At 71.1% G+C, this 24842-nt stretch carries 31 protein-coding genes; 24 read left to right on the top strand and 7 right to left on the bottom strand.

From position 1 onward, the window contains the following. Positions 1-16 precede the first annotated feature (16 nt). Together CC117_RS15420 and CC117_RS15425 are read left to right on the top strand one after the other, a co-directional pair. Positions 17-1144, top strand: a complete 1128-nt coding sequence (locus tag CC117_RS15420) for a YihY/virulence factor BrkB family protein (RefSeq protein ID WP_084132174.1) — start codon at positions 17-19, stop codon at positions 1142-1144. 63 nt (positions 1145-1207) lie between these two features. Then, positions 1208-1744 (top strand): DUF6328 family protein, encoded by a 537-nt coding sequence (locus tag CC117_RS15425; protein ID WP_071084712.1) that lies wholly within the window; start codon positions 1208-1210, stop codon positions 1742-1744. An 85-nt stretch (positions 1745-1829) separates the two neighbouring features. Here the strand turns inward: CC117_RS15425 and CC117_RS15430 are convergent, their stop codons facing one another. Next, complete coding sequence (locus CC117_RS15430) at positions 1830-2303, bottom strand: hypothetical protein (RefSeq protein WP_071084714.1); 474 nt, start codon at positions 2301-2303, stop codon at positions 1830-1832. A gap of 250 nt (positions 2304-2553) precedes the next feature. Here CC117_RS15430 and CC117_RS15435 point away from each other — a divergent pair, with 250 nt between their 5' ends. Then, complete coding sequence (locus tag CC117_RS15435; RefSeq protein ID WP_071084716.1) at positions 2554-3393, top strand: helix-turn-helix transcriptional regulator; 840 nt, start codon at positions 2554-2556, stop codon at positions 3391-3393. On the opposite strand, the gene CC117_RS15440 is transcribed toward CC117_RS15435, so the two are convergent. Then, positions 3366-5153 carry a thiamine pyrophosphate-requiring protein gene (locus CC117_RS15440; RefSeq protein WP_071084717.1) on the bottom strand — a complete coding sequence of 596 codons (1788 nt, stop codon included), beginning with the start codon at positions 5151-5153 and terminating at the stop codon, positions 3366-3368. The two genes, CC117_RS15435 and CC117_RS15440, sit on opposite strands and share 28 nt — an antisense overlap. Positions 5154-5340: 187 nt before the next feature. On the opposite strand from CC117_RS15440, the gene CC117_RS15445 reads away from it, so the two are divergent. The 14 genes from CC117_RS15445 (at position 5341) to CC117_RS15510 (ending at position 15024) form a co-directional block, all read left to right on the top strand. Further along, positions 5341-5835 carry a ChaB family protein gene (locus CC117_RS15445; protein WP_198541870.1) on the top strand — a complete coding sequence of 165 codons (495 nt, stop codon included), beginning with the start codon at positions 5341-5343 and terminating at the stop codon, positions 5833-5835. Between the two features lie 12 nt (positions 5836-5847). Next, positions 5848-6807 carry a Rieske 2Fe-2S domain-containing protein gene (locus CC117_RS15450; protein ID WP_071084719.1) on the top strand — a complete coding sequence of 320 codons (960 nt, stop codon included), beginning with the start codon at positions 5848-5850 and terminating at the stop codon, positions 6805-6807. A gap of 175 nt (positions 6808-6982) precedes the next feature. Continuing rightward, complete coding sequence (gvpO, locus tag CC117_RS15455; RefSeq protein WP_116287803.1) at positions 6983-7288, top strand: gas vesicle protein GvpO; 306 nt, start codon at positions 6983-6985, stop codon at positions 7286-7288. Positions 7289-7385: 97 nt separating this feature from the next. Continuing rightward, a complete protein-coding gene (locus tag CC117_RS15460) occupies positions 7386-7988 on the top strand; it encodes a gas vesicle protein (protein WP_071084721.1) in 603 nt (200 codons plus the stop codon). After that, entirely contained in the window at positions 7963-9228 is a 1266-nt protein-coding gene (locus CC117_RS15465) for a GvpL/GvpF family gas vesicle protein (protein ID WP_071084723.1), read from the top strand. Before CC117_RS15460 ends, CC117_RS15465 begins: the two co-directional genes overlap by 26 nt. Then, complete coding sequence (locus CC117_RS15470) at positions 9221-9541, top strand: gas vesicle protein (RefSeq protein WP_071084725.1); 321 nt, start codon at positions 9221-9223, stop codon at positions 9539-9541. Before CC117_RS15465 ends, CC117_RS15470 begins: the two co-directional genes overlap by 8 nt. Continuing rightward, positions 9538-10062 carry a gas vesicle protein K gene (locus CC117_RS15475; RefSeq protein WP_071084727.1) on the top strand — a complete coding sequence of 175 codons (525 nt, stop codon included), beginning with the start codon at positions 9538-9540 and terminating at the stop codon, positions 10060-10062. The genes CC117_RS15470 and CC117_RS15475 overlap by 4 nt, the downstream gene beginning before the upstream one ends. After that, positions 10059-10514: a gas vesicle structural protein GvpA gene (locus tag CC117_RS15480; protein ID WP_071084729.1), complete on the top strand. Its 456-nt coding sequence runs from the start codon at positions 10059-10061 to the stop codon at positions 10512-10514. Before CC117_RS15475 ends, CC117_RS15480 begins: the two co-directional genes overlap by 4 nt. A 5-nt stretch (positions 10515-10519) precedes the next feature. After that, positions 10520-11485, top strand: coding sequence for a GvpL/GvpF family gas vesicle protein (locus tag CC117_RS15485; protein ID WP_071084731.1), 966 nt, complete (start codon positions 10520-10522; stop codon positions 11483-11485). After that, a complete protein-coding gene (locus tag CC117_RS15490) occupies positions 11485-12090 on the top strand; it encodes a hypothetical protein (RefSeq protein ID WP_071084733.1) in 606 nt (201 codons plus the stop codon). Before CC117_RS15485 ends, CC117_RS15490 begins: the two co-directional genes overlap by 1 nt. Beyond that, positions 12087-13130, top strand: coding sequence for an SRPBCC family protein (locus CC117_RS15495; protein ID WP_071084734.1), 1044 nt, complete (start codon positions 12087-12089; stop codon positions 13128-13130). Before CC117_RS15490 ends, CC117_RS15495 begins: the two co-directional genes overlap by 4 nt. 246 nt (positions 13131-13376) lie before the next feature. After that, entirely contained in the window at positions 13377-13727 is a 351-nt protein-coding gene (locus CC117_RS15500; RefSeq protein ID WP_071084736.1) for an ArsR/SmtB family transcription factor, read from the top strand. Beyond that, positions 13727-14008 carry a hypothetical protein gene (locus tag CC117_RS15505; RefSeq protein WP_116287798.1) on the top strand — a complete coding sequence of 94 codons (282 nt, stop codon included), beginning with the start codon at positions 13727-13729 and terminating at the stop codon, positions 14006-14008. The genes CC117_RS15500 and CC117_RS15505 overlap by 1 nt, the downstream gene beginning before the upstream one ends. A 20-nt stretch (positions 14009-14028) precedes the next feature. Continuing rightward, positions 14029-15024, top strand: a complete 996-nt coding sequence (locus CC117_RS15510; RefSeq protein ID WP_071084738.1) for an NAD(P)-dependent alcohol dehydrogenase — start codon at positions 14029-14031, stop codon at positions 15022-15024. Positions 15025-15108: 84 nt separating this feature from the next. Here CC117_RS15510 and CC117_RS15515 read toward each other — a convergent pair whose 3' ends face one another. Continuing rightward, complete coding sequence (locus CC117_RS15515) at positions 15109-15624, bottom strand: hypothetical protein (RefSeq protein ID WP_407673542.1); 516 nt, start codon at positions 15622-15624, stop codon at positions 15109-15111. Between the two features lie 247 nt (positions 15625-15871). Beyond that, a complete protein-coding gene (locus CC117_RS15520) occupies positions 15872-16984 on the bottom strand; it encodes a serine hydrolase domain-containing protein (protein ID WP_071084741.1) in 1113 nt (370 codons plus the stop codon). A 161-nt stretch (positions 16985-17145) separates the two neighbouring features. Between CC117_RS15520 and CC117_RS15525 the strand changes: the two genes are divergently transcribed. The 3 genes from CC117_RS15525 (at position 17146) to CC117_RS15535 (ending at position 20004) form a co-directional block, all read left to right on the top strand. Beyond that, positions 17146-18231: an NAD-dependent epimerase/dehydratase family protein gene (locus tag CC117_RS15525; protein ID WP_071084774.1), complete on the top strand. Its 1086-nt coding sequence runs from the start codon at positions 17146-17148 to the stop codon at positions 18229-18231. A gap of 613 nt (positions 18232-18844) precedes the next feature. Beyond that, a complete protein-coding gene (locus CC117_RS15530) occupies positions 18845-19645 on the top strand; it encodes a hypothetical protein (RefSeq protein WP_071084743.1) in 801 nt (266 codons plus the stop codon). Further along, positions 19642-20004: a hypothetical protein gene (locus CC117_RS15535; protein WP_131803077.1), complete on the top strand. Its 363-nt coding sequence runs from the start codon at positions 19642-19644 to the stop codon at positions 20002-20004. Before CC117_RS15530 ends, CC117_RS15535 begins: the two co-directional genes overlap by 4 nt. On the opposite strand, the gene CC117_RS15540 is transcribed toward CC117_RS15535, so the two are convergent. The 3 genes from CC117_RS15540 to CC117_RS15550 form a co-directional block, all read right to left on the bottom strand. Next, positions 19970-20782, bottom strand: a complete 813-nt coding sequence (locus tag CC117_RS15540; protein ID WP_071084747.1) for a thioesterase family protein — start codon at positions 20780-20782, stop codon at positions 19970-19972. The two genes, CC117_RS15535 and CC117_RS15540, sit on opposite strands and share 35 nt — an antisense overlap. 147 nt (positions 20783-20929) lie before the next feature. Next, positions 20930-21160 (bottom strand): hypothetical protein, encoded by a 231-nt coding sequence (locus CC117_RS36375; RefSeq protein ID WP_116287800.1) that lies wholly within the window; start codon positions 21158-21160, stop codon positions 20930-20932. A 68-nt stretch (positions 21161-21228) separates the two neighbouring features. Continuing rightward, positions 21229-21501, bottom strand: coding sequence for a DUF4235 domain-containing protein (locus CC117_RS15550; protein WP_071084750.1), 273 nt, complete (start codon positions 21499-21501; stop codon positions 21229-21231). A 262-nt stretch (positions 21502-21763) separates the two neighbouring features. On the opposite strand from CC117_RS15550, the gene CC117_RS15555 reads away from it, so the two are divergent. The 4 genes from CC117_RS15555 (at position 21764) to CC117_RS15570 (ending at position 24702) form a co-directional block, all read left to right on the top strand. Beyond that, a complete protein-coding gene (locus CC117_RS15555; protein ID WP_071084752.1) occupies positions 21764-21958 on the top strand; it encodes a hypothetical protein in 195 nt (64 codons plus the stop codon). A 299-nt stretch (positions 21959-22257) separates the two neighbouring features. Further along, positions 22258-23268, top strand: coding sequence for an alpha/beta fold hydrolase (locus CC117_RS15560; protein WP_116287801.1), 1011 nt, complete (start codon positions 22258-22260; stop codon positions 23266-23268). 90 nt (positions 23269-23358) lie between these two features. Further along, positions 23359-24096 (top strand): septum formation family protein, encoded by a 738-nt coding sequence (locus tag CC117_RS15565; RefSeq protein ID WP_071084754.1) that lies wholly within the window; start codon positions 23359-23361, stop codon positions 24094-24096. A 336-nt stretch (positions 24097-24432) separates the two neighbouring features. Next, complete coding sequence (locus CC117_RS15570; RefSeq protein WP_071084776.1) at positions 24433-24702, top strand: GlsB/YeaQ/YmgE family stress response membrane protein; 270 nt, start codon at positions 24433-24435, stop codon at positions 24700-24702. Positions 24703-24842 lie beyond the last annotated feature (140 nt).

Below are 24842 nucleotides of genomic sequence, written 5' to 3' on the forward strand. Positions count from 1 at the left end.
TGGCAATGCCCTGGTCATGGCTGCGATCTGGAAGCGGCGCCGGCGGGACCTGGAGCCGGCGCTGGGTACGGGCCCGGACGAGGCGGTGCGGGAGGCGGAGCCCGACCGCCTGACCGAACTGCGCCCCCGCTCCTGGTTCAGGGTGCTCCGAGCCACGGTGAAGGAATTCAAGGAAGACGAGCTGCCGGACCGGGCCGCCGCACTCACCTACTACGGCGTACTCGCGATCTTCCCCGCGTTACTCGTCCTGGTCTCGCTTCTCGGTGTCGTCGGCAGGTCCGCGACCGACAGCGTCCTGACCAACCTCGAACAGCTCACCCCCGGCTCGGCCCAGGACATCCTGCGCGACGCGGTGAACAGCATCCGCGACTCCGCGGGGACCGGCGGAGTTCTCGCCGTCGTCGGTCTGGCCGGCGCGTTGTGGTCCGCCTCCGGTTACATCGCAGCCTTCATCCGCGCAGCCAACATCGTCTATGACATTCCCGAAGGGCGACCGGTGTGGAAGATCATGCCGTTGCGTCTGGCCGTCACGGTCATGCTCATGATTCTCCTCGCCGCCAGCGCCGTCATCGTGGTGTTCTCCGGCGGCCTCGCCGAGCAGGCCGGCACCGCCATCGGCCTGGGCAGCGCGGCTCTCACCGCCTGGTCCTACGCGAAATGGCCGATTCTGGTCCTGTTCGTGATCGGCATGATCGCGCTGCTGTACTGGTCGGCACCCAACGTCCGGGTGCGCGGCTTCCGCTGGCTCACTCCGGGCAGCGTCCTGGCGGTGGTCATCTGGCTCGCCGCCTCCGCGGGATTCGCGCTGTACGTCGCGAACTTCGGCTCCTACAACAAGACCTACGGAGCGCTCGCCGGCGTCATCATCTTCCTGGTCTGGCTGTGGCTGTCCAACGTGGCGATCCTGCTCGGCCTGGAGTTCGACGCCGAGATCGCCCGGGAACGCGCCGTCGCCGGCGGCCTGCCCGTGGGCACCGAGCCCTACGCCGAACCTCGCGACACCCGCACCTGGCCACACCGCCCCCGCCGTGGCCACGGCCACGGCCACGGCCACGGCCACCGTTCTGCCGACGCGGCGGCCGACCAGCCGGCTGAGACGGCGGCCGACGAACCGGCTGAGACAAAGACGACGGGACTGGTGTGATTACCGCGTTCCTTCAGGTGCCCAACCGGCATCAACACGACCGAACCGGGTAATTAAAAGATCATGAGCGAGGTTGTGGAAAAATCTGCCGAACCGGACCGCCACCCACAGGCCGACGACGAGAACCGCGACCCTGGGCCGGGCGAGACACCGGAGGAGCGCCGCAACCGCAACTGGGCGGAGATTCTCCAGGAACTGCGGGTCGCGCAGACCGGCGTGCAGCTGCTCTCGGCGTTCCTCCTCGCACTGCCGTTCCAGAACAGGTTCTCCACGCTGAGTTCGGGCCAGGAGTGGCTCTATCTCGGGGTGGTGGCCCTGGCCATCTCCGCCATGGGCCTGCTGGTGACGCCGGTCAGCATGCATCGTGCCATGTTCCGGAAGAAGGAGAAGGAGAATCTGGTGTTGGTGGCGAACCGGCTGGCCCAGGCGGGCCTGGCCCTGTTCGCGGTGGCTGTCTCCGGCGTCGTGGTGCTCATCTTCGACGTGACCAAGGGCTTCACGGCCGGCGTTGTCGCCGGTGCGGTCACCCTGGTGATGTTCGTCGTCCTGTGGGTCGCGGTTCCGGTCGCCATCCGGCCGCTGGCGACCGCGATCGACTGAGACGGGCGGCTGCCGAACCGTGGTTCGGCAGCCGCCCGGTGTGGCCGGGGTGCGGCGGCGCCCGTCAGCGGGTGACGGTCGTCCGTCAGCAGGTGACGGTCAGGTGGAAGGGCAGCACGGCCTTGGTGAGGTCGCTGTTGCGCATCGCGACGAAGACACCGTTGGTCTTCCCCGCCCGCTGCGACACGGTGATGAACCCGGGTGGCGGCACGTCGTTCGCCTTCCCACCGATGCTCGCCGTGTAGGCGCAGCCTCTGATGTCCCGGTCGAACAGCACCTCGACGTTCTGGGCGGCGGTGAGACCGGAGGTGACGCCGGCGCTGCCGCGGACCACCTGGCCGTTCGCGTCGATCACGGCGAAACGGGGGGCGTCGACGGGCAGCGCCGCGACCGCCGGCGCGCTCGACGTCCGCGGCGCCGACTCCGCGGAGTTGTCCGCCTGGGCGGCTCCGTCCGTCAGGGCTCCGGCGGCGAGCGCCGTCCCCCCGAGGGCCCCTGTGGCCGCGAGGGCGGCCGCGACGACGAACAGACGGGAGCGGGTGGCGATGGAACGAGACATCTCGGACGACCTCTTTCGAAGGTGGCCACGCCGTATTCGTCGGATCGTGGCCGCTTGAATGTGTCGACCTCAAGGAACCAGTTCCTCGGCACCTCGGAAAATACGTACTTCTGCGTAGGCCCCGACGCCCCCACGCAGACCGTGAATCATTTGTGTCGGCTGCYGGACAACCGCTTCCTCAGATTAGCTGCGCGTGGAAGGTTTACGCAAGGAGGAGTATGCGCTTGCGGGCGCAGGAGGAGGTTCGGATATGCCGGCGGAAGCCACCAAGAAGGACCTGCGGGATATCCTGGACCTGGTACGCGTTCTACACGACGACACCCTGAACGGTGGCGGGGCGGGCGGCGAGATGCCGGCGCCGGTCCTGGGGCGGCTGGCGGCCATGATCGGCTGCGATTCGGCGTCCTACTGCCGGGTTGACCACGCCGAGCGGCGCCTGCTGGCGACCGTCGTGGAGCCGGCGAGCACCGATCTCAGCGAGTCGGCCGCCTTCGCCGCGGTCCTCGGGCAGCACCCGGCGTTCATCGCGCACCGGGAGCGCCGGCTGCCCACCGGCAACTCGGTGGCACTGACAGACCTCATGGACTTCCGCGCCCTGCGCAACCTGCCGATCTACGCCGACTTCTACCGACCGCGCCAGACCCACGACCAACTGATGAACATCGTGACGGTTGGTCGTGACCAGGGCACGCTGCTCGTCTTCAACCGTTCCCGGCGCGGGTTCTCCGGCCGGGCCCGGGAGCTGCTCGATCTCGTCTCACCCCTGGTCTGCCAGGCCGTCGCGCACCGCGAGCGGCTCACCCGGCTGACCACCGCGCTGCGCGACGCCCAGCGCCACGCCTCGGCGTCGGACGAGGCGGCCAGCCGGCTGCCGGGGCTGACCCCGCGGGAGCGCGAGGTGGCGGCCCACCTCGTCGACGGGGTCGGTGATCGGGAGATCGCCCGTGCCCTGGGGGTCAGCCCGCGCACCGTCCACAAGCATCTCGAACAGATCTACCGCAAGCTCGGCCTGCAGAGCCGAGCCGCCGTGGTCGCGATGATGCGCCAGGCCGAACCCTCGGGTCAGCCGCGGCGGGTCAGCAGCTCCTGAGCCTTGGTCCGCAGGCCGGCGGAGAGCACGCCCCAGCGGTTCTCGTCCCCCTTGAGCAGGGCCGCGGCGGCGTCGCGCATCTGCTCGAACGTGGCGTGCGGGGGAATCGGGGGGAAGTCCGGATCGGTACGGACGTCCAGCACCACCGGCCGCCCGGCCGACAGAGCCCGCTCCCAGGCGCCCCCVATCTGCCCGGGCTCGTCCACGGCGATCCCGTCGAGCCCCACCGAGCGGGCGAAGTCGGCGTAGGACACGTCGGGCAGCGTCTGCGACTCGGTGAACTTCGGCGCGCCCTGCATGGCACGCATCTCCCAGGTCACCTGGTTCAAGTCGTTGTTGTGCAGGACGGCGATCACGAACCGCGGGTCCGACCACTCCCGCCAGTAGCGGGCGATGGTGAGCAGCTCGGCCATTCCGTTCATCTGCATCGCCCCGTCACCCTCGAAGATGACGACCGGTCGGTCGGGATGCGCGTACTTCGCCCCGATGCCATAGGGCACGCCTGGGCCCATCGTCGCCAGCGTGCCTGACAGAGAACCGCGCATCTCGCCCCGGAACCGCAGGTCACGCGCATACCAGTTGGCGGCCGAACCGGAGTCCGCGGCGATGATCGCATTGTCCGGCAGCCGCGACGACGCCTCCCAGAACAGCCGCATCGGGTTGATGGGCTTTCCCTCGACGAATGCCTCCCGCTCGACCGTCTCCCACCACCGGGCGACGTTGCTCTCGACCCTCTCCCRCCAGCCCCGGTCCTCCTTGCGCTGGAGCAGGGGAATGAGCGCGCGCAGGGTGGCGGCGGCGTCCCCGACCAGATTGACCTCGTACGGGTACCGCATTCCGATGTACTTCGCGTCGATGTCGATCTGCACAGCGCGCGCCTGGTCCAGCTCGGGCAGGAACTGGGTGTAGGGGAAGTTCGACCCAACCGTGAGCAGCGTGTCGCAGTCCCGCATCAGCTCGTAGCTCGGCCGGGTGCCCAGCAGGCCGATCGCCCCGGTGACGTAGGGCAGATCGTCAGCCAGGACGTCCTTGCCCAGCAGTGCCTTCGCGACCCCGGCGCCCAGCAGGTCCGCGACCTGCGTCAGCTCCGCCCGCGCGCCCCGGGCGCCCTGCCCGGCCAGAATCGCGACCCGCCTGCCGGCGTTCAGCAGCTCCGCCGCCGCACGCACCCCGTTGTCGTCCGGGGACACCGCCGGCCAGCGGACGCCCAGACTGGACGGGACCATCTTGAACTCGTGCGACGGCCTGGTGTACCTGAGCTCCTGGACATCCGCCGGAATGATCACGCAGGTGGGGGCGCGCTCCGCCATCGCCACCCGGAACGCCCGGTCCAGCACGTTCGGCAGCTGCTCGGGAACGGTCACCATCTGCACGTAGTCGCTGGCGACGTCCTTGAACAGGCTGAGCAGGTCCACCTCCTGCTGGTAGGAGCCGCCGATCGCCGAGCGGTCCGTCTGGCCGACGATCGCGACCACCGGAACGTGGTCCAGCTTCGCGTCGTAGAGGCCGTTGAGGAGGTGGATCGCCCCCGGGCCGGACGTCGCGGCGCACACTCCGACGTGTCCGGAGAACTTCGCGTACCCGACCGCGGCCAGCGCCGCCATCTCCTCGTGGCGGGTCTGCACGAACCGCGGCTGGTTGTCAGCCCGACCCCAGGCGGCCAGCAGTCCGTTGATGCCGTCCCCCGGATAGCCGAAGACCTGCTCGACCCCCCACTCACGCAGACGGGCGAGGACGTGGTCACCGACGGTCTGACTCATGTGGCGGGTCCTTTCACACTCCAGCGGACGGGCGGCGTCCCAGTGCTCCCGAGCGCTCTCCCCGGGCGGCCAGGAACCAAAACACATCCGACGGGCCCGGAGGGACCGGGGTTCGTCCCCAGAGCCCCGGGAAGACCCCGGACGTCAAGCCGGGGGGATCGGTCGAACCGCGGAGAGCGAGCGAGTGATGGCAACCAGGAGGCAGGACAGCAGGGCCGGGAAGCAGGACGACAAGGCGCCGRGCAGGACGCAGGACAAGCGGTGGCAGGCGGAACAGGCCCGCTCCGACGTTCCCTCGACGGTGGCCCGTTCGGACGACAAGGCCGTGCGCACGTGGAAGAAGACCCACGATTCAGCCGTCGAGACCTACGGGGAAGGCGCACGGGCACACCGGGCCGCGTTCGCCTCTCTCAAGCACACCCATGAGAAGACGGGCGACCACTGGGAACCGAAGGCCAAGGCCGGACCTTCCGACGCGCAGGCCGCGAAGCGGGCACCGCAGTCGCTGCGCAATCCGTCCCGGACGGCGGAGGGCGTCGACGCCAACGCCTCCGTGGCGCACCTGCGGGAGGTCGCCCGCGATCTCGACATAGCGGGGCGTTCGACGATGAAGAAGGCCGACCTCGTGGAGGCCATCAAGAAGGCGAACCGGCGAGCCACCGCCGCGGCGCGCACGATGTGAAAAGAGGCGGACATGCGTGGATCCGAACAGATTTTCGATCGCATCGAGCGGGAGGAGAGGATTGATCCGGTCGCCGGGCGCGTGTCGGCGTTCTGGACCTCGGCGCTCCGGTCGGAGAAGCTGCGGGACGTCCTCAGCGGCCGGCAGCTCGGGCACCCACTGCATCCCGCGGCCGTGCTCGTACCGGCCGGGACGCTGCTGAGCGCGACCCTGCTGGACGTCACCGGCAGCGCGGAGCTTCGCCCCGCCGCCCGCCGGCTCATCGGCCTCGGCCTCCTGTCGGCCCCCGCGGCCGCGCTGGCCGGCTGGTCGGACTGGCTCGACACCGCGGGCGCCGAGCGCCGTGTCGGTCTCGTCCACGCCGCGTCCAACATCGTCGGGCTCGCGAGCTACGCGGTGTCGTGGCGCCAGCGGCGGCGCGGCGGGAGCGGGCTGGCGGCCAGCCTCGCCGGAGCGACCGCCCTCGGTGTCGGCGGCTGGCTGGGCGGCCACCTCGCCTATGCCCTCGGGGTCGGGGTGGACACCACCGCGTTCCAGCACGGCCCGACCGACTGGACGGACGTCCTCGCGGCCAGCGAGGTCACCACGGAACTGCGGCAGGTCGAGATCGACGGGGTGCCGGTGCTGCTGACCAGGCTCGACGGCCGGGTCGTGGCCATCAGCGACCGCTGCACGCACCGGGGCGCCCCGCTGCACGAGGGCGAGCGCACCGACGGCTGTGTGCGCTGCCCCTGGCACGGAAGTCAGTTCGACCTGGCCTCCGGCGAGGTCGTCCGGAGCCCGGCGACCCGCCCGCAGCCGGTGTACGAGGTCCGTGAGACCGCCGGGCGGGTGGAACTGCGCCGGTCGGAGGTCCGCTCGCTGCGGGCCAACCCCGTCGGGCCCTCCGCGGGCCGAGAACTGCGACCGGCCCGCGGTGGGGATCATGCCGCCGTCACCACGGCAGAGCCCCGTGCGAGCCAGCCGGTGTGACAAGCAGGTCGCCAGACCCCGTCAAACACCGACCGTTCCGGGGACGGGCGGCAGCTCTGCGCAGGCCGGACGGCGGGTTTGCGGCAGGTTCGGTCGGGCAGGGGGAGGGCGCCACATTGTCGTCGGCCCGCCGCCATGAGCCCGGGACGGCCGACATATCACCCCGGTGGGTGTCATGCCACGCGACGACTCGGCGGACGATGGCGAGCGTACGCACCAGATGAGCGGACGCGACGGACTCGTCACCATCGTCAGTCGCTCGCTCGCGGAGTTCGGGGATCTGGTGGGCCAGGCTCCCGAACGGGTCACCGGGGCACGCCGGACTGACGCGGGATGGTCGTTGCTGGTGGATCTCACCGAGCTGGAACGCATCCCGTCGACAACCAGTGTGCTCGCCACCTACCGGCTCGACGTCGACGAGGAGGGCTTCCTGGTCGGCTATGAGCGGTTGCGGAGATTCGTGCGCGGCGCCACCGACTGAGCCTGGTCTCCGAGCGCTCAGCACGGCTGCCCGGGGCCGCCGCCGGGCGGCACCGCGGGTGTTCGGAGCACGGCAGACAGCTGGAAGAACGTGCATCATGACGGTCGATCGCGGATCTCTCGCAGGGCCTCCGCGGCTGCGCGCGCTGAGCGGGCCGCACTCGGACTCTCTCGCCGACGTGCTGGAGCGGGTCCTCGACAAGGGAGTCGTGATCGTCGGAGACGTCGTCATCAGTGTCCTCGACGTCGAGCTGCTCACACTCAAACTGCGCCTTTTCATCGCATCGGCCGACACCGCGCGCGAAATGGGTCTCGACTGGTGGACCACGGATCCGTTCTACAGCCGCGAGGCACGGTCGCTGCAGCAGGAGCAGGAACGGGAACTGCAGGACGAGACCATGCAGGCGCTCCACGCGGAGAACGAGGAGCTCCGTGCGCGGCTTGCCACACTCGAAAGCTCGGTGCGGGAAGGCCTTCCGTACCGGGACGAGGTTGCGGTCGAATCCCGGGCGAATCCGCCCACCGGCATTCCCGCCGAGGCGGCCCTTCCGGCGGAACCGGGCCTCCGCCGCGACGGGCCGCGGCCGTTCTGGGTCCAGGACTCGGAACGTAGGCACGACGCACGTAGGCCTGACGCACGAAGGCTGGACGGACGGAGGCTGGACGGACGGAGGCGTGACGGTGGCCCCGGCGGACGCTGACTTCAGCGGCCTCGACGAGCTGGCCGCCCGGCTCGCGCCCGGCGTCATGGCCGAAGCCGTGGCCGAGGCCCGCGAGGTCGCGCGCGCGCAGCTGGCCCAGCTCCTGGCGCGGGAGATAACCAGAGCCGCCTGCGATCAGCGGGGCTCGACGACGACGTGGTCCCTGCCACCGGCACCGGAACTCCGGGAGCACCGGTCGGACCCGGGCCCCCCGGCCCGCCAGCCGGCGCCGGAACGCCGGGAACGTCACCGAGCTGGTCGCGGTGGCCCCGCGGCGACCGACCGCGATGCCGGGCCAGCCGGCCGCGCCGGCCGGTCGCCCGGGGGCATCGAGCAGGCGCGGGTGCTCTACGCCTACGGGATCGTCCCCTCCGACACCGAGGTTGCGGGCCTGCCCGGCCTCGCCGAGGGAACAGACGTCCGTGCCGTCACGCGCGGTTGTGTCTCGCTTGTGGTCTCAGCCATCGATCCGGACCTGCTGCGGGACGTCGAGGAGGATCTGTCGGAGACCGGGCGTCTCGCGGCCCTGGCCCGCGGCCACGATCAGGTCCTGCGAGAGCTGCAGGATCGCGCGGGCGTCCTGCCGCTCCGGTTCGGGACCGTGCTCCCCGGCGAGGACGAGGCGGCCGCCGTTCTCGACGACCCTGACCATGAGCTGCCGCGTGCGCTCGAGGCGCTCCATGGCGCGCGCGAGTGGGGTTTCCGAATCGACACAGTGGGTGAGGCCGAGGCGTCGACGTCCGCCGCGCCCGCAGCGGGGGCAGACGGGACGACCACGACGGCCGGCGCGGGAGGCACCGCTGGTGCGGGGGCGGGCACCGCGTACCTCGCGGCCCGCCGGGACGAGCTGCACGAGGAGGAGCGACGGCGCGACGAGGCGGCCCGGCTCGTCGAGCGGACGCATCGGGAGCTGCTCGCCCATGCGCGTGACGCGGCCCGTCGCCCCGGCCGGCCGGACAGGGTCTTCGACGGCGCCTACCTCGTCGAACGCGACGAGGAGGAGCGGTTCCTCGACGCCGCTGAACGGCTGGGTCCGCCCCTGGAGGAGGTCGGGTATCTCTGCGCGGTTTCGGGGCCGTGGCCGCCCTACTCCTTCGTCCATCTGACGCTGGGCGGGGACGGGCAGGTCGACTCCGTCCACGGGACGGAGTCCGCCGTGCCAGGTTCGGCGGCCCGGCGTGGACCAGGTGACCAGTGCGGACCAGGTGACCAGATCGGATCAGGTGAGGAGAGTGGCTGATCAGCGATTCGTCCCGACGCCGCGGTACCGCGGCGGCAGCGATCACCTGGGCGGTGGCGGTTACCCGGGCGGCCGCGCCGGTGCCCGGCCGCGGCCGGGGAGCCGGCCGGGGCGGCGATCCGCCCGCAGCTCGGCACAGCCGCTCGCGGACCTGCTGGACAGGCTGGTCGACACCGGCGCGGTCGTCAGTGGTGACGTGGTCGTCGCCCTCGCCGGGGTGGACCTGCTGCGCGTCGATCTCCGCCTGCTGCTGGTCGGCGTCCAGACCGCCATCGAAGGAAGCATCGAAGGAAGCGGCGAGGTCCGGCCATGACGACCGCCGGGCGCGATGACGGCCGGCGCCTGCGGCTCGACGCGGACCCCGATGACGTGGGGCGCGGGCTCGGCCAGCTCGTGGTGGTGGTCCTGGAACTGCTGCGCGAGGTTCTGGAACGCCAGGCCATCCGCCGGATGGAGGGCGGCGGGCTGACCGCCGCGCAGATCGACGACCTCGGGCGGGCATTGCTGGAGATCCGCGCCAGCCTGGTGCAGGTGCGGGAGTCGCTGGGTCTGTCGGCCCAGGATGCTGACGCCGCTGTCGCGCGCGCCGGCAGGATCCTGGCCGCTGACGACAGTCGGGCCGACCCGCGGGCCAGCACACGCCGGACGTCCGGCTCCACGGCGCGCGCACGGCCGGACAGGCGGGTCGAACGGCCGGACAACAGGGGCATCTCTCGCCAGGAGCGGGCAGGCAGGGGCGACGTCGGGGCGCGATCGGCCGGCCCGGAGGCGGGTGAGCCCGGGGCAGGCGCCCGGAGGCCGGGCCTCCAGGAGAAAGCGAGGACACCGCCATGACCGTCGCCAGCTACCCCATGGGACGGGCGCCCAGGCCGAGCGGACTGGCCGACGTCCTCGACGTCGTACTCGACAAGGGCATCGTCATCGACGCCTATGTACGCGTCGCCCTCGTGGGCATCGAGATTCTGACGATCGACGCACGCATCGTGATCGCCAGTGTCGACACCTACCTCCGGTTCGCCGAAGCCGTGAACCGGCTGGACATCCAGCCCAAGGAACAGGTGGCGGGGCTGCCGGGGCTGATGCGCGAAGTCACCGACGGCACGAGCCGGCACCGGGTCAAGGGTGCCCTGAGCGGGCTCCGGGACACCGCCGAGGACGTCGCCGAGGTACTGCGCGGATCGCCGTCCGACGCCGCCTCCGCCGCCGCCTCCGCCGGGCACAACGGGCGCGGCCGGCCCGACGGGCGGACCGCGCCGGCGGAGCGCCGCGGCAGCCGGGAGGGGTGAGTCCCATGCCTGTCGTGCTCTACGGAATCGTCCGGGCCGGCCATCCCCTCCTGGACCCCTCCCCGGGCGCGGACTCCGCGCTCGGCATCGGCCATCCCCGCGCGCCGCTGCGGCTGGTGCGCTCCGGGCCGCTCGCCGCGGTCGTGAGCGCAACGGACGACATCGGCGAGCTCGGGGAGCAGGAGGCCGTCCGGCATCTGGAGATCCTCCAGCGGCTGCTCGCCGACGGCCCGGTGCTGCCGGTGCGGCTGGGCACGGTCGCGCCGGACGACGGCGCCGTCCGGGCCGAGGTGCTCGACCCGGTCCGGGACAGCCTTCCCGAACGCCTGGACGCGATCGACGGTCTGGTCGAGCTGCGCCTGGATGTCGAGGAGGCGGAGCAGACCGAACTCGCCGAGGCGGTGGCCGGCACATCGCTGGCTCACGCCCCGCCCCCGGCGGATCTGGACGCCCGGATCGAGTTGGGGCAGCGGATCGCGGAGCTCGTCACCGCGCGGCGCACGGAACAGGCCGGGGAGATCCTCGACGAGCTGTGCCCGCTGGCACGCGCGGACCGGCCGCGCCGGCATCATGGCGGGCCGGAGGATCCCGCCCTGAGCTGGGCGTTCCTCGTTCCCGCCGACGCGCTGGACGACTTCGACGCCGCCGTGGACCGGATCCGGGCGGCCCATCCGTCCCTCACCGTCGAGTACGTGGGACCGCTGCCCGCTGTCGACTTCGTCGAGTTCCCTGCCCGCGTGCTCACCGATCCCCACGACACCGACCCCGGCGGCGACTCCTTCAGCGGATCCGCCGACCGCTCCTCTGGCGATTCCTTTGGCGATTCCTTTGGCAGCTCCTTCGGCGAGGCGTCGGGTGGCACCTCTGGCGACTCGTTCGGCGGGTCGGGCCGGTGGGGCTGGGGTCGCACGGTGGATCGGTCTGAGACAGGCCGCCGCAGCGGAAACGGCCGGCAGAGAAAGGAATTCTGATGAGCAACGTCAAATGCGCCCTGGCGCTCATGGGAGGCTATGTCCTCGGTCGGACGAAGAAGGGCAAGGCTGCCATCGGCCTGGGGCTGTGGGTCTCCGGCCACAATTACCACGCCAAGGACGTCCTGCGGGACCAGGCGGTGCGGCTGCTGCACTCCGAGGAGGGCGGCCAGTTGATCAGTCAGATCAGGGGCCCGGCGGCGGAAGCCGGCCGGCGCGCCGCGGTGGCGGTGTACGAGAGCCAGCTCGATCGGCTCTCCCAGGCACTGGCGGGGCGCACCGAACGCCTGACGGCGGCACTGGGCGACACGGCGAAGACCGTCGAGGAGGGCGGCGGGGCGGCCGGGAAGGCTGTCGGATCAGTCCTCGGCTCGGCCGCCTCCGGCACCCGCAGTGATCACAGCGGCCAGGGCGAGACGGGCACGGACCAGGCGACCGATCAGCGCGACACCGACGAACGCGACGAGGACGACGGGAGCGGGAGCGAGACCGGCTCCGCCGCCGGACGTCAGGTCCCGGGCAGGTCCGCCGGACGGCGCCGGGAGGCACGCCGCGGCCCGCTCGAGCAGCTGGCGCAGGCATCGAGCGGTGGAGGCTCGCGATGACACGGACGGCGGAGCACCCGAAAGGCCTCGTCAACACCCTCACGCACAATCCGGCGACCAGGAGGCTCGCCGACGAGGCTGGAAGCCTGGCGAAGGCGGGCGGCAGCCGGCTGGTCGGGCAGCTCAGCGAGCGGCTCACCTCCGGCGCGGACAAGCTCAACGGTCTCAGCGACTCCGGCGGGCAGATCACGTCGCTCGCCAGAGGCGCCGGGAAGCTGGCCGAGGGCCAGTCCCCACTGAAGGCTGCGGCCGGGACGGCCATGGCAAACATCAAGGACAAGGTCAAAGGGGCCCTCGGCGGCGCCAAGGGCAAGGGCGGCGGTAAGAAGGGCGGCCCGGCCAAGGCGACGAACATCGAGGAGGCGGTCGACGTCGGCGTTCCCGTTTCCGTCGCCTATGACCAGTGGACCCAGTACCCGGAGTTCGCCAAGTTCATGAAGGGCGTCGAAGGGGTCGAGACGAAAAGCGAGACCGAGCAGAACTGGCGGGTCAAGGTCTTCAAGTCACGGCGCACCTGGCAGGCGAAGGTGACCGAACAGGTCCCCGACCGCAGAATCGTCTGGACCTCCGAGGGGGCGAAGGGTTCGGTCAACGGTGTCATCACCTTCCACCCGATCGCCGACGACCTGACGCGCGWGCTCCTGGCCATGGAGTACCACCCCAGCGGATTCATGGAGAAGACGGGAAACCTGTGGCGCGCCGGTGGGCGACGAGCCCGGCTGGATCTCAAGCATTTCCGTCGTTTCGTCATGCTTCGCGGTGAGGCCACCGGCTCCTGGCGGGGCGAGATCCGCGACGGAAAGGTCGTGCGCTCACCGGACGAGGATGAGGACGAGTCCGGATCCCGCGAGACCGGATCCCGCGAGACCCCGCAGGAAGCATCCGGCGAGGTCTCCAGCGAGGCTTCGCCGGAGACACCGGATGCAGCGACCGCACAGGCAACGAGCGATGACGGCGATGCGGACGGGGCGACGTCGAGCGAGCCCGACGAGCTTGACGAGCCGGCCGGGGCAACCGGGGCGGCCGGGTCGAAGCGCTGAGCCGGGTCCCTGACCGGATGTCAGTGGTGACGGTAGGCGGGCCCGGGCGGCGGGCCGGCAGAGGCAGAGATGTGCCTGCTGGCCGCCTGCGGGTCCGCTGGCCTGCCAGAACGCGCTGACGCGCGGGGTTCTCCCTTTCGGGTCGGGGCTGGAGCCCGCGACCGTACGTTTCCGCACCCTTCCGCACTTCCATCCGTCATGCTATGGTTTCACCTGTCAGAAACTTCTTACACATGACGGAGGGTCATGACAGGAGACCGGCCGACCGGCGACGAGCTGGTCACGATCCTGGCGGCGCTGGCCAACCCGCTGCGGTTGCGCATCGTCGCGACGCTGGCCGGCGGGCGGGACTACGTGAGCCACCTGGCCCGCGAGATCGGGGTCAGTCGTCCCCTGCTGCACATGCACCTGCAGCGCCTGGAAAGCGCCGGCCTGGTCGTCGGCAGCCTCGAGCTCTCCGACGACGGCAAGGCCATGAAGTACTACGAGATCACCGGCTTCGACCTGCACCTGACCGCGGCGGCCCTCGCCGAGGCARCCCGCACCCTGACCGCTCCCGACCCGGAGAAGGGTCCCGCCTCCAAGGAGAGCTCCTGATGTACGTCGCCGCCGAAAATCTCGGGACCGGTGAGGCGATCGCCGCCGTCGGCTTCATGACGGCTGCCGCGGTCGTGATCGTCGCCGTCCTGTGGTTCACCGTCGACTACCGCAAGACGAAGCTGCGGACCGTCCAGACCGAGGATCTGCGGCAGCTCGTCGGGCGCTTCGAGCAGCTGGCCGAGAACACCCTGGACGCCCAGCAGCGGGTGGCCACCGACGTCTCCGAGCTGCGCACTCGGACGGCGTCGATCGAGAAGATCCTCAGGAGCGTCGATTGAGCACCACGACAACCGCCACCATGCGGGCCTTCGTCTGCGACCGGTTCGGCCCACCCGACTCCCTGCGGCTCGCCGAGGTCCCCCGGCCCACTCCCGGTCCTGGGGAGGTACTGGTGCGGGTGCACGCCACCTCCGTGAACCCGTACGACTGGCATCACCTGCGCGGCCAGCCCTACCTCGCACGGGTCATGGGTGGCGGGGTCGGGCTGCGCCGGCCACGGTTCCCCATCCTGGGGACGGACGTCGCCGGGCAGGTCGAGGCACTCGGGCCGGGCGTCACGGGTCCGGGACCGGGCGACGAGGTGTTCGCCCTGCTCAGCCACGGTGGCTTCGCCGAGTACGTGTGCGTGCGGGCCGACGAGCTGGCGCCGAAGCCGGTGAACCTGTCGTTCGCRCAGGCGGCGGCGGTACCGATGGCGGCCTGCACGGCCCTGCTCGCCGTGCGCGACCAGGGGCGGCTCCAGGCCGGGCAGCGTGTTCTCGTCAACGGTGCGTCGGGCGGGGTGGGTACGTTCGCGGTGCAGCTCGCCCGGGCGTTCGGCGCGGAGGTCACCGGTGTCTGCAGCACCCGGAACACGAAGCTGGTCTCCTCCCTCGGCGCGAGCGAGGTCGTCGACTACACCACGGCCGACTTCACCCGGGCCGAACAGCCCTACGAGCTGCTGATCGACAACGCGGGGAGCCGCCCGGCGGCGGCCTGCCGCCGGGTGCTGACCAGGGGCGGAACCTTCGTCGCGGTCGGCGGGCACGCCGGCCGATGGGTGCAGCCCGCCGGCCACGTCTTCGCCGCTGTAGCCCAGTCGCCGTTCGTGCCCCAGCGGATGGTCATGGTCGAAATCGGCAGATGCACGGGCGCGGAGAACCGGGCGAATCTCGTGACGCTGACCCGCCTCCTCGAGAGCGGCGAGGTGACGCCGGTCATTGACCGCACCTACCCGTTCGAGGAGATGCCGACGGCAGTCGCCTACCAGGAGGAGGGCCACGCGCCGGGAAAGGTGGTCCTCACCATCAGGTGAAGGATGCTCTGAGCGTGCCGTCTGAGCACGCGGCCATCCTGGGCGATGAAAGACCGACCCCAGGATGGCCGCGGAACGAGCCGGTTACAGCCCGAGCAGCGCGTTCAGAATCGCCAGCAGCTGGGCGGCCCCGAGCACATCGAGCAGGTTCGTCACGCCACAGAGCAGATTACCGAGCAGATTTCCGAGCCCGCCGACCGCGGTGATGTCCAGCACCACCTGGTTCAGGTCGACCACGAGTCCCAGCACGTCAAGATTAAGCGGCCCGAGAACAAGGCTGAGAATGTCGCAGCCCGCAGTGGCCRCCGCGTTCGTCACCGGCGCCGACACCGCCTGGCTGATCTCGCGGGAGGTRCTGGTGGCGCTGTCGGTCGCGGTTCCCGTGACGGTCCCGAGCRCCACGACCTGCCCGTCACTCTCCTCGAAGCCGGTCGTGGTGAACGTCCCGGCGAAAGACGTCGTCCCGCTCTGCCCGGAGACCGGCGTCGTCAGACCTTCGACCACGCCCGCCGCGGGCGCCGCGCCGGCGGAAGTCGCGGCCGCGGCCGCACCGACCAGCATCGCGGCCGTCAGGAGTATGGCGACCACCGTCGACCGCATTGTGCGCAACGTAAGTCTCGTCATTCGCTCGCCTGCCTTTCGGGTGTGGGGCAAGGTCACCGTCGGACCTTTGCGCCCCGTTATGCACCTAGCACGGGCAGGCAAACACAACAAGAATGTTCCGCCGTCTTCCCCCAGCAAAAATCGCAGGCTGCGGGATGGAAAACAAAAGAGTCCACTGATTTCGAGAGGCTGGCCGGAACCCGGAATCCGCGACGAGACCGGGGTGTGTCGTGTCGGGGCGGCGTCAGCGGGTAAGGCAGTCGTACGTGGCCAGAACGACCTCGAGACCGCGACTGTCGCCTTCGCGCATCCGTCTCATCACGTACGACACGGCCATGCGGTGATCGGGGTCGAACAGCACGATCGAGCCGCCCCAGCCGCCCCAGGAACAGGTCCGGCCCTCCAGCCGGTACCCCAGGCCGTAGCAGACCGGGCCGCCGCCCAGGACACGGTCCACACCGCGGAACTGCTCCTCCCAGGCACGTGCGCAGCCCGCCTCCGACAGCAGCCGCACCCCCCGCACGGATCCCCCGCAGGCCARCACGGACTGYGCGGCGGCGGCCGAGCGGGCGTTGCCATGCCCGTTCGCGGCCGGGATCTCCGCCCGCCGCCAGGCGACGGTGTTCGCTGCCGAGGCATAGAGCCGCGGGCCGCTTTCGGTCTCCTCGCCCTCGCTCTCCTGGCCCGCGTCCTCCGGGGGACGGGCGAACTCCGACGGGGGCGGGATCACCGGAGAGACGCGGTGGTCGTGTTCCGCCGCGAGCCCGATGTGGAAGTCGACGCCGAGCGGCCCGGCGACCTCCTCGGCGAAGAACGTCCCGAGCGTGCGGCCGGTGACCCGGCGGACCACCTCGCCGACCAGGTAGCCCTGGGTGACGCTGTGGTAGCCGGCAGCGGTGCCCGGCTCCCACTCAGGGGCCTGGGCGGCCAGCTGCTCCGTGACGGCCGGCCAGTCGTACAGATCCTGGATCGTCCGGCGGCCGTGCAGCGCAGGCAGGCCGGCGGTGTGCGAGAGGGCGTGGCGGACCAGCACGTTCTCCTTGCCCGCCGCGGCGAACTCCGGCCAGTACCGGGCGACCGGCGCGTCCAGGTCGAGCAGGCCGCGGTCGGCGAGGATCAACGCGCACAGGGCCGTCATCGTCTTCGTCGTCGACCAGACGTTGACGATCGTGTCCCGCTGCCAGGGAACGGTGCGGGCGTCGTCGGCGTAGCCGCCCCAGATGTCCACGACGGGTTCGCCGTCGATGTGGACGGCCACCGAGGCCCCGGCTTCGGTGTCGTCGGCGTCGAGCTGGGCCGCGAGGACCGCGCGCACGGGCTCGTAGGTGTCCGTGGATGTGCCGCTTACCTCCGCCACGCTCCGGACCCTAGGGCAGATCGCGAGGCTGATCCATCGAGTTTCCGCGGGGCCCGCCGTGTTTTGCCTGCTCCTGAGCGGCGACCCTGCCGGTACGGGAGACCACCAGGACGAGGAGGCACCAGGTGCAGAGCTCGCCGGAAACCCCCACCGGGACGTCCATCGTCAGAACGCCCGCCCCCGGGACGTCCCCCTCCGGGGTCCGGGTCGTCGTCGTCGGGGCCTCCGGCAACGTCGGCACGAGCATCCTGGCGGCTCTCGACCGCTCGGCCACGATCGCCCGCGTCACGGGTGTGGCCCGTCGCCCGCCGCCGTGGAACACGAAGAAGAGCACCTGGGTGGCAGCCGACGTCGCCGAGGACGATCTGGACGACGTGTTCGCCGGCGCCGACGTGGTCATGCACCTCGCGTGGCTGTTCCAGCCGACGCACGATCCGCTGACGACCTGGCGGACCAACGTCCTCGGCAGCACCCGGGTGTTCGAGGCCGCGGCGCGGGCGGGCGTTCCGGCGCTGGTGTGCGCCTCGTCGGTGGGGGCGTACTCACCCGGGCCGAAGGACCGTGCCGTCGACGAGAGCTGGCCGACCCATGGCTGGCCCGGTGCTGCCTACACCCGGGAGAAGGCCTACGTCGAGCGGATCCTCGACACCTTCGAGCGTGATCATCCGGCCATGCGGGTGGTCCGGCTCCGCCCGGGTTTCATCTTCCAGCGGCGGGCGGCCAGCCAGCAGCGACGCCTGTTCGCCGGGCCGTTCCTGCCCGGCACGCTGGTCCGGCCCGCCACGGTGCCGGTGATCCCCGACCTGCCCGGGCTGCGTTTCCAGGTGGTGCACTCCGAGGACGTGGGCGAGGCCTACCGGCTCGCCGCCGAGCGGACCGTGCGCGGGCCGTTCAACATCGCCGCCGATCCCGTGGTCGACAGCCGGCTCCTCGCCGAAGCCCTCGACGCCCGGACCGTCCAGCTGCCCGCGAGGGCGGCACGGGCCGCGCTCGCGGCGGCCTGGCACCTGCGCCTGGTGCCCACCGAACCCGGGCTCCTCGACGCCGTCCTGCGCCTGCCCCTCATGGACACGACCCGGGCCCGGACGGAACTCGGCTGGGTACCACGGCACGACGCCCACGCCGCGCTGCAGAGCTTCCTCGTCGGACTCCGCCAGGGCGCCGGCGAGGGCACCGCGGCCCTCGCGCCGAACACACCCGCGGGCCGCGTGCACGAGGTCCTCACCGGCGTCGGCCGCCGCCCCTGACCACCTGCAACGCGAGTCCGCGAGAACTGGACGGCCCTGCTCGCGCGCACTCCCGATCTCCACGCGGACGTTCTGCGTTCGATCACGGACGGAGACGAGACCTGGGCGGAGAGGGAGATGCGCGGTACCGCGACGGACGGGACGGAGACGCCGTTCCGCAGGGTGGGTCATCTCCGGGGCCGCAGACGGTCGGATCGCCTGGACCCGGTTCTTCCTGGACCCGGTGTTCGAGGCCTCCTGAACCTGCCGAAGCGAAGCCGACGGCGTCGCGGCCGGCATAGGTCGATCGCCGAGTGYAGCGCGCCGAGCTGGTCGACACTCGCGGTCCGGGCAGGCGCGAATCGATTGCGGGCGCGGAGATACATCGATAAAGTACCTCTCGGTGTGCCGGGAAGTCTGGTCGGCGAAGCAGTGTGTGCTGTCCGAAGCCGTAGTTGCCGACTTTCCCTGGAGGCCTCTGGTCGTCGATGTCGCTGCCATGTCCGGGCCGATGCCCGGCCGTAGCCATCTCCGATTTCCCATCCGCCGACTTTCCGGCATTCCCCCTGGCGTGCCACGGCGGATTCTTTGYGCTTCCCTGAAAGAGGTACGACATGCCCTTCCCCAGATATCCATGAACGCCCGTTCCCGGCCCGTCACCGAGACCGAGACCGTCGAGGCAGGAAGCGCGGGCTGGYTCGGCCGCAGCCCGGTACTGCGGGCGGCACTGCTCGGGATCTCGGCCAGCCTGGTCGGCTTCATGGTCATCGCCGCCTACACCGCCTGGCAGACGCAAAGCTTCACAGTCATGTTCACCGCCGACGCGGGTGTCGCCGTGATTGTCGTGACACTGTGGTGGGGGGTACGGGGTCTGCGTTTCCGGCACTCCGCCACCCGGCCCGGGCACGCCATGGTCGCCGATGCCCGGATCGGACGGCGGATCGAGAGGACCGGCCTCGCCCATCCGACTACCTTGCTCATACTGTGCGAAATCGGAAACCCGGTGCCGTACGGCTGGCAACGGGTGATGTGGCATCCGGCAGTCGAAGAAATGCCGGAGAACGTCCGAGTGATGGTGCGGGGGAAGCCGTCGGAGCCGGGGCCGGCGGGCCCGCTCGTCATCGAGCTGCCCGGCGGCGTCCGTCTCGTACCTGTCGGGAGGGTCCGGCGGACACCACCGAAGGGGTATGAGCTGACCTCCCGCCCCAGCGTGCACATTGAACTCGGGTCTGACGGCAGGCCTGTAGTACTCCGCGACGATTCGCCGCTGCTCCCACGATGGTGGCGCCGTGCTCCGTGGCTTGTGCTCGTCGGTGTCCTGGCGGGCGGTGCGCTCGGCTTCGCGGTGGGTGGGGCGGTCACGGTTCTTCCCGGGTCCGTGCTTCTCGCCGCTCTGTTTCTCGACGGCTGGACACTCACCGGGGGCGAGCCGTGAGCGGACGACGCCGCCCGCCCGCCGCGCACTTCGTCGCCGATGCCGTCCGCCGGCACAGGCCCAGGCACTGGTCAGCCATGAGCCGGCTGTCCCGGTCGTTGGCGCTGGTGCTGCTGTTCGCCGGACTGGCGCTGGGCCAGATCGCGGCCAGGCTCAGTGACCACCGCGCGATCTCCCTCGCGCTCTCGCTCCTCGGCCTGCTCTGCCTCGCGGGAATGCTGCTCGTGTTCGTCGTCCAGGGCTGGCGGGAACCGCAGGGCCGGCCTGATCCCCTCGACAGGTCCGATCACGCCGACTCTGACCGAGCTGGGCGAGGACGGCCGCTCACCGACTCGAAGGATCCTGCGGGCGGACGGTGAGGATCTGCTGGGCATGCCCGACCGGGCCGGCGAGGTCGTGCAGGACGGTGCTGGTGAGTCCCTGGCCGGTGTCACCGAAGACGACCGTGGTGTCCAGGCCCGTCCACCTGCCCCGGGGCTGGCGGTGCAGGTGGACCGTCAGGTCGAGGTTGGGGAACATCCAGGCGGTGGGCGGCTGGCGTACGGCGATGCCGTTGGCGGTGTCGACGAGCGCGACGAAGGAGGCCAGGGGGCTGGCTGCCTCCCCGGCGACGAGGTCGACACGGCTGGAGATCCAGGCGGTGGTGCGCCCCGGCCGCGGCTCGGTGAGCGGTCGGACGTCCACCGAGTCGATGTAGCCCCCGCGCCACACCGTGCTCAGTGGCCAGGGCGCGAGCGTGTCGGGATGCGGGAGTCGCTCGGCGCCGCCGCCCGCGACGCTGCTGCTGTCCAGCACCGCGAGGTTCCACGCCCGGGCCCGGACGACGGGCCGGTCGGCCATGAGCACGGTGGCTTCGACCAGCTCGATGGTGCGGCCGGGCCGGACGGTCTCCACCCGGATCTCGCACTCGTCGAGGGCGAGGCGCCCGAGGATGTCGAAACTGATCCGGCCCAGGACCATCTCGCCGTGCGGACTCGCCGCCTTGTGGTGGTCGATCGCGTGGACGATGAGACCGCCGAGCGGGYTGAAGTGCTGCTCGTCATCGTGCCAGGCGCCGCCCACATGAACCGTGGGCTTGAATCGATGCTCGTCCGTGCGCACGTAGTAGCTGTCCGACGTCGGTCCGCTGGTGGACACGTGGCTCTCCTCTGGCGTGGCGGGCAGCCGGCATGAGCAGCAACGACGTGGACGGAGACCCCGATTCCACCCGGGCGGCCCCAGGTCGCGCCCGCGACCTGGCGGTCACCGACAGGCGGCCACCGTCGAGCGGTCACCGACGGGCGGTCACCGACGGGCGCGACCTGGGACTGGCGGGCACCTGGTGGTGGGCTGGAGTTCGTCCGAGGTCCGGGCGCCCGCGGGAGCCCCGGGAGCGGGAGACGCCTCGGAGACCTCGGAGGCCGGCGAGGCCGGGGAGGAGGGCGGCGCCGGGATGCCGTGGTTCCTGAGGAGGGCGGCGACGCCGGCCGCGGCGAGGGTGACGGCGACCGCCGCGCACAGCAGCGCGGTCCGCATGCCGCTGATGAACGCGTCCTGCGTTCAGACCTGTTCGGAGCTGGGCGCGGCCAAACCGGGCTGCCCGATCAGTCTCCGGGCCAGGCTCCGGTGAGACGGTGGAAGCCGACGGCGCCCGCACGCTCGAACGCGGTCTTCGTGGCGGCGAAGACGGCACCCTGGAGCGCAGCAGCGGCCACGACCTTGCCGAAGTTGTAGTCCGCACGCAGCGCCGAGGGCGTCTCGTCCTCGCCGGCGGCGGCCGCCCAGACCCGCGTCACGACCATGCCGGAGACGGTTCCGGCCAGCAGGCCGCCGAGCAGGCCGATCGGTTTGTACGCGATCTTCGCGCTCTTGCTCACGCGCTCCTCCTACGAAAGGTGACGACCGCCGTCGCGCGCTTCGTCGCGGCCTGAACGCGGTGCCATGTTTGGACGGGCATCCCCCCGACAGGCCACTTAAATCCAGGTTCCACCGCTTCCCGCCGCCGCTGTCCACTACCGGCACCATCGATCCGCCGCTCGTTTTGGCACGGAACGGGCGGGAATCTGCGTGCCTACCGCCGCCCGCCGGCCACAGCGCCGGCACTGTCTCCGGGCGGACGGCCGCGAGAGGAGCGAGCTGATGGGAAACGACAGCCGTCGACCGGCGGACACCGCGGCGCGAGTCGCCGCCGGGTGGCGTGACCCGGCCCGGCACGGCGGCATCAGCGGACCACTGGACGATGACGTCCTCGCCCGCCGCACCGCGAAAGAACGAGCCGACGCCGGCCTCCCCCGCAGCGAGAAGGACGCGCCGGCCAACACAGCCCGTCCCTGAACTGAACCCGCCACGCCGGGCCGGGCCGGGCCGTCAGCGTCACACCCGCGGCGGCCCGGCTTTCGGGCGGCATAACCGGTTATCACCTCCCTGTCAGGGGCAGATCCTTCCCGTTCAGCTGGCGGAGCCTGTCCAGCTGATGGAGAGGGCGAGGTGGGCCTGTGACTCGGGCTGCACGCGGGCCCGCCACCCCGGCGCGGGCGCGGTACGTCACTGGGAAACCGCGACCAGGCCACGCGCGGGGACGGGGGAAGCCGTCAATCCCCGCCGCGCAGGCACCGCGGGCACAGGCACCGCGAGTGACGACGCTGACCGCCTCGGACGGCGTCCCTCTGCATGTCGAGGAGGCCGGGCCCGACGACGCGGAGTTGACCCTGGTCTTCGTGCACGGCTTCTGCATGACCGCGGACGCCTGGTCCTTCCAGCGCCGCAACCTCGCCGACCTGGGGCGGACGGTCTGCTACGACCAGCGCGCCCACGGACGGTCAGGGCCGTCCGACGCCAGGCACTGCACCATCACCCAGCTCGCCGACGACCTGCGCCTGGTCATCGAGGACCGGGTTCCCACCGGCCCGATCGTGCTCGTCGGGCATTCGATGGGCGGGATGACCATCCTCGGGCTGGCGGAGGCACACCCGGAGCTGTTCGACGACCGCATCGTCGCTGTGGCCCTGTTGTCCACCAGCGCGGGCGGGCTCGCCCGGTCGCTTCTCGGACTGCCCGCCGCGGCCGCCAACGCGGTGCGCCGCGCGCTGCCCGGGGTGGCCGTCGCGATGCGGCATTCGCCGCCGCTGCTCGAACGGACCAGGTGGCGGGGCAGCTCCGTGTCGAAAGCCCTGACCCGGCGGCTCGGCTTCGGCACGACCCGGGTGCCGGACGCGGTGGTCGGACGACTCGAGGCGATGATCGCGAACACGCCGATCCCCGTGGTCGGCGCCTTCCTGCACACCCTCCTCGACCACGACCGGCTGTCGGCGGCGGGTGTGCTGCGCGACGTGCCGACCCTGCTGCTCGTCGGCGACGCCGATGTCATGACTCCCCTGGAACACAGCCGGACACTCGCGGAAGCCCTGCCCCAGGCCGAACTCTCGGTGGAGGCCGGCGCCGGGCACGCGGTGATCCTCGAGCGCCCGAACGCCGTCAGCGCCCGCATCCGCGAGCTGGTCAACCGCGCGGCACCGGCCCGGCGCAGTCGCCGGACCGGGAGTCAGGTGCAGGGGACTGAGATCGGCTCCCAGCCGAGAACTTCTTCGCAACCTGTCCTAGTATGGCCAGCTGCACGGCGGAAGGTAATCAGATCACTGCGTTGAGCGCACATTGATCCGAGGAACCTCGGCCGTTGCCGCCGTCCGCGATCCGTCGCGACGTGCCCCGATCCTCTGGCCCAGGGAGAAGCCGGCGTGCCCGGAAACAGCAACCGCGGCGGCAGATGGCGGACAGGCTGGCGCGACCATGCCGTCACCGTCACGATCAACGTCGTCCTTCTCGGGGCGGTGATCTGGGGACTGGTCGCCCTCCGCTCCGACGACTCCGCGGCCAAGGACCCCACAGGCGGAAACGCGGCGGCCGGAGGTGTCCCCGCCACCCCGTCGCCGACGACGTCCACGGCTCCGTCCGTCGAGCTCCTGCATGTCGACTACCTGACCGGGCACTGCTACTCCTGGGACCAGGACAAGCCCATGTCCGATGTGGACGACGTCCCGTGCGCGGGCCCGCATCTGTTCGAAGCGGCCGGTCGGACCTCACTGTTCGCCGACCACCCGATCTCCGACACCTACCCCACACCCGACCAGTGGGGCGCGATCATCCATCGGTCCTGTCCGGACGTCATCCGCGACTATCTCGGCTACCCACTCGATGCCTACGGACGCTTCGCCGCCGGCGGGATCCACCCCGAGGAACTGGGCTGGGACCGCGGGGAACGGGTGATGACCTGCGGCATCATCGCGAACGATTCCGCGGGGGACTCCCGCGGTTTCCGGTTGTTCGAGGGCGGAGCCCGAGGTGCCGACCAGGCGCGGGTCGACGAGCAGGTGCGGGTCGACGAGCAGGTGCGGGTCGACGAGCAGATCGGCTTCGGCGACGATGCCGGCGCACCCACGCCGGTCACCGGCGTCATGGCGGCTCCGGCCGGCTGATCCGGAGACCCCGTCAGGGCGCCGACGGAACCGCCCGGTCCGGGCCCGATGGGGCCGGCGGGACCGGGTCTGCCCGAAGGGGCCACCCGGCTACGGGCAGTCCGCTCACCTGCACCGAAGGCGACGCGTGTCGCGAGCGGCGAACTCACCCGGAAGAGAAAAGGTTTGTTGCCCGGTGGCCCGGGTACTCGTGGATCAGCGGCGCGGGGCGAAAGCACCGACAGTCGAGAAACATCCGGAGAGCACATTTTCGATGCCGAGATGTGCAACAGAGGCCCGGACACGGATTTTTTCCTCACGACGAAGGTGGTCAACGTGCTCTGGTTCATCGTCAGCATGATTATTCTCGGTCTCATCGCAGGCGCGGTGGCGCGACTGGTCGTGCCCGGCCGCGACCCGATGAGCATTCCGGCAACCATTCTTCTGGGTGTCGTCGGTTCTTTCATCGGCGGCCTGCTCGGCTACGTGCTCTTCGGCCATGACCTTAGTGAGGGCGCGTTGCAGCCGTCCGGGATCATCGGTTCCATCATCGGCGCGATCGTCGCGCTCCTGATCTGGCGTGCGGTGCACACCCGCGGCCACAGCCGCACCCACGCCCGGCACTGACCCGACCGGGGCACCAGCTCCTCGCCCCGCGCCAGAACGCCGCAGCCTGAGAGGGCCGACCAGTCCACGGACTGGTCGGCCCTCTCAGGCTGCGCAGCGCAGCGCCGCGGGAGACGGGCGGTGGTGGCGCAGGATAAGGG

Source organism: Parafrankia colletiae (assembly GCF_001854655.1).
GTDB lineage: Bacteria > Actinomycetota > Actinomycetes > Frankiales > Frankiaceae > Parafrankia > Parafrankia colletiae.

Coding starts and splice junctions, on each gene's coding strand:
- CC117_RS15420 (WP_084132174.1), top strand. CDS start 17: ATGGCTGCGATCTGGAAGCGGCGCCGGCGGGACCTGGAGCCGGCGCTG.
- CC117_RS15425 (WP_071084712.1), top strand. CDS start 1,208: ATGAGCGAGGTTGTGGAAAAATCTGCCGAACCGGACCGCCACCCACAG.
- CC117_RS15430 (WP_071084714.1), bottom strand. CDS start 2,303: ATGTCTCGTTCCATCGCCACCCGCTCCCGTCTGTTCGTCGTCGCGGCC.
- CC117_RS15435 (WP_071084716.1), top strand. CDS start 2,554: ATGCCGGCGGAAGCCACCAAGAAGGACCTGCGGGATATCCTGGACCTG.
- CC117_RS15450 (WP_071084719.1), top strand. CDS start 5,848: ATGCGTGGATCCGAACAGATTTTCGATCGCATCGAGCGGGAGGAGAGG.
- gvpO (WP_116287803.1), top strand. CDS start 6,983: ATGCCACGCGACGACTCGGCGGACGATGGCGAGCGTACGCACCAGATG.
- CC117_RS15460 (WP_071084721.1), top strand. CDS start 7,386: ATGACGGTCGATCGCGGATCTCTCGCAGGGCCTCCGCGGCTGCGCGCG.
- CC117_RS15475 (WP_071084727.1), top strand. CDS start 9,538: ATGACGACCGCCGGGCGCGATGACGGCCGGCGCCTGCGGCTCGACGCG.
- CC117_RS15480 (WP_071084729.1), top strand. CDS start 10,059: ATGACCGTCGCCAGCTACCCCATGGGACGGGCGCCCAGGCCGAGCGGA.
- CC117_RS15485 (WP_071084731.1), top strand. CDS start 10,520: ATGCCTGTCGTGCTCTACGGAATCGTCCGGGCCGGCCATCCCCTCCTG.
- CC117_RS15490 (WP_071084733.1), top strand. CDS start 11,485: ATGAGCAACGTCAAATGCGCCCTGGCGCTCATGGGAGGCTATGTCCTC.
- CC117_RS15505 (WP_116287798.1), top strand. CDS start 13,727: ATGTACGTCGCCGCCGAAAATCTCGGGACCGGTGAGGCGATCGCCGCC.
- CC117_RS36375 (WP_116287800.1), bottom strand. CDS start 21,160: ATGCGGACCGCGCTGCTGTGCGCGGCGGTCGCCGTCACCCTCGCCGCG.
- CC117_RS15555 (WP_071084752.1), top strand. CDS start 21,764: ATGGGAAACGACAGCCGTCGACCGGCGGACACCGCGGCGCGAGTCGCC.
- CC117_RS15570 (WP_071084776.1), top strand. CDS start 24,433: ATGATTATTCTCGGTCTCATCGCAGGCGCGGTGGCGCGACTGGTCGTG.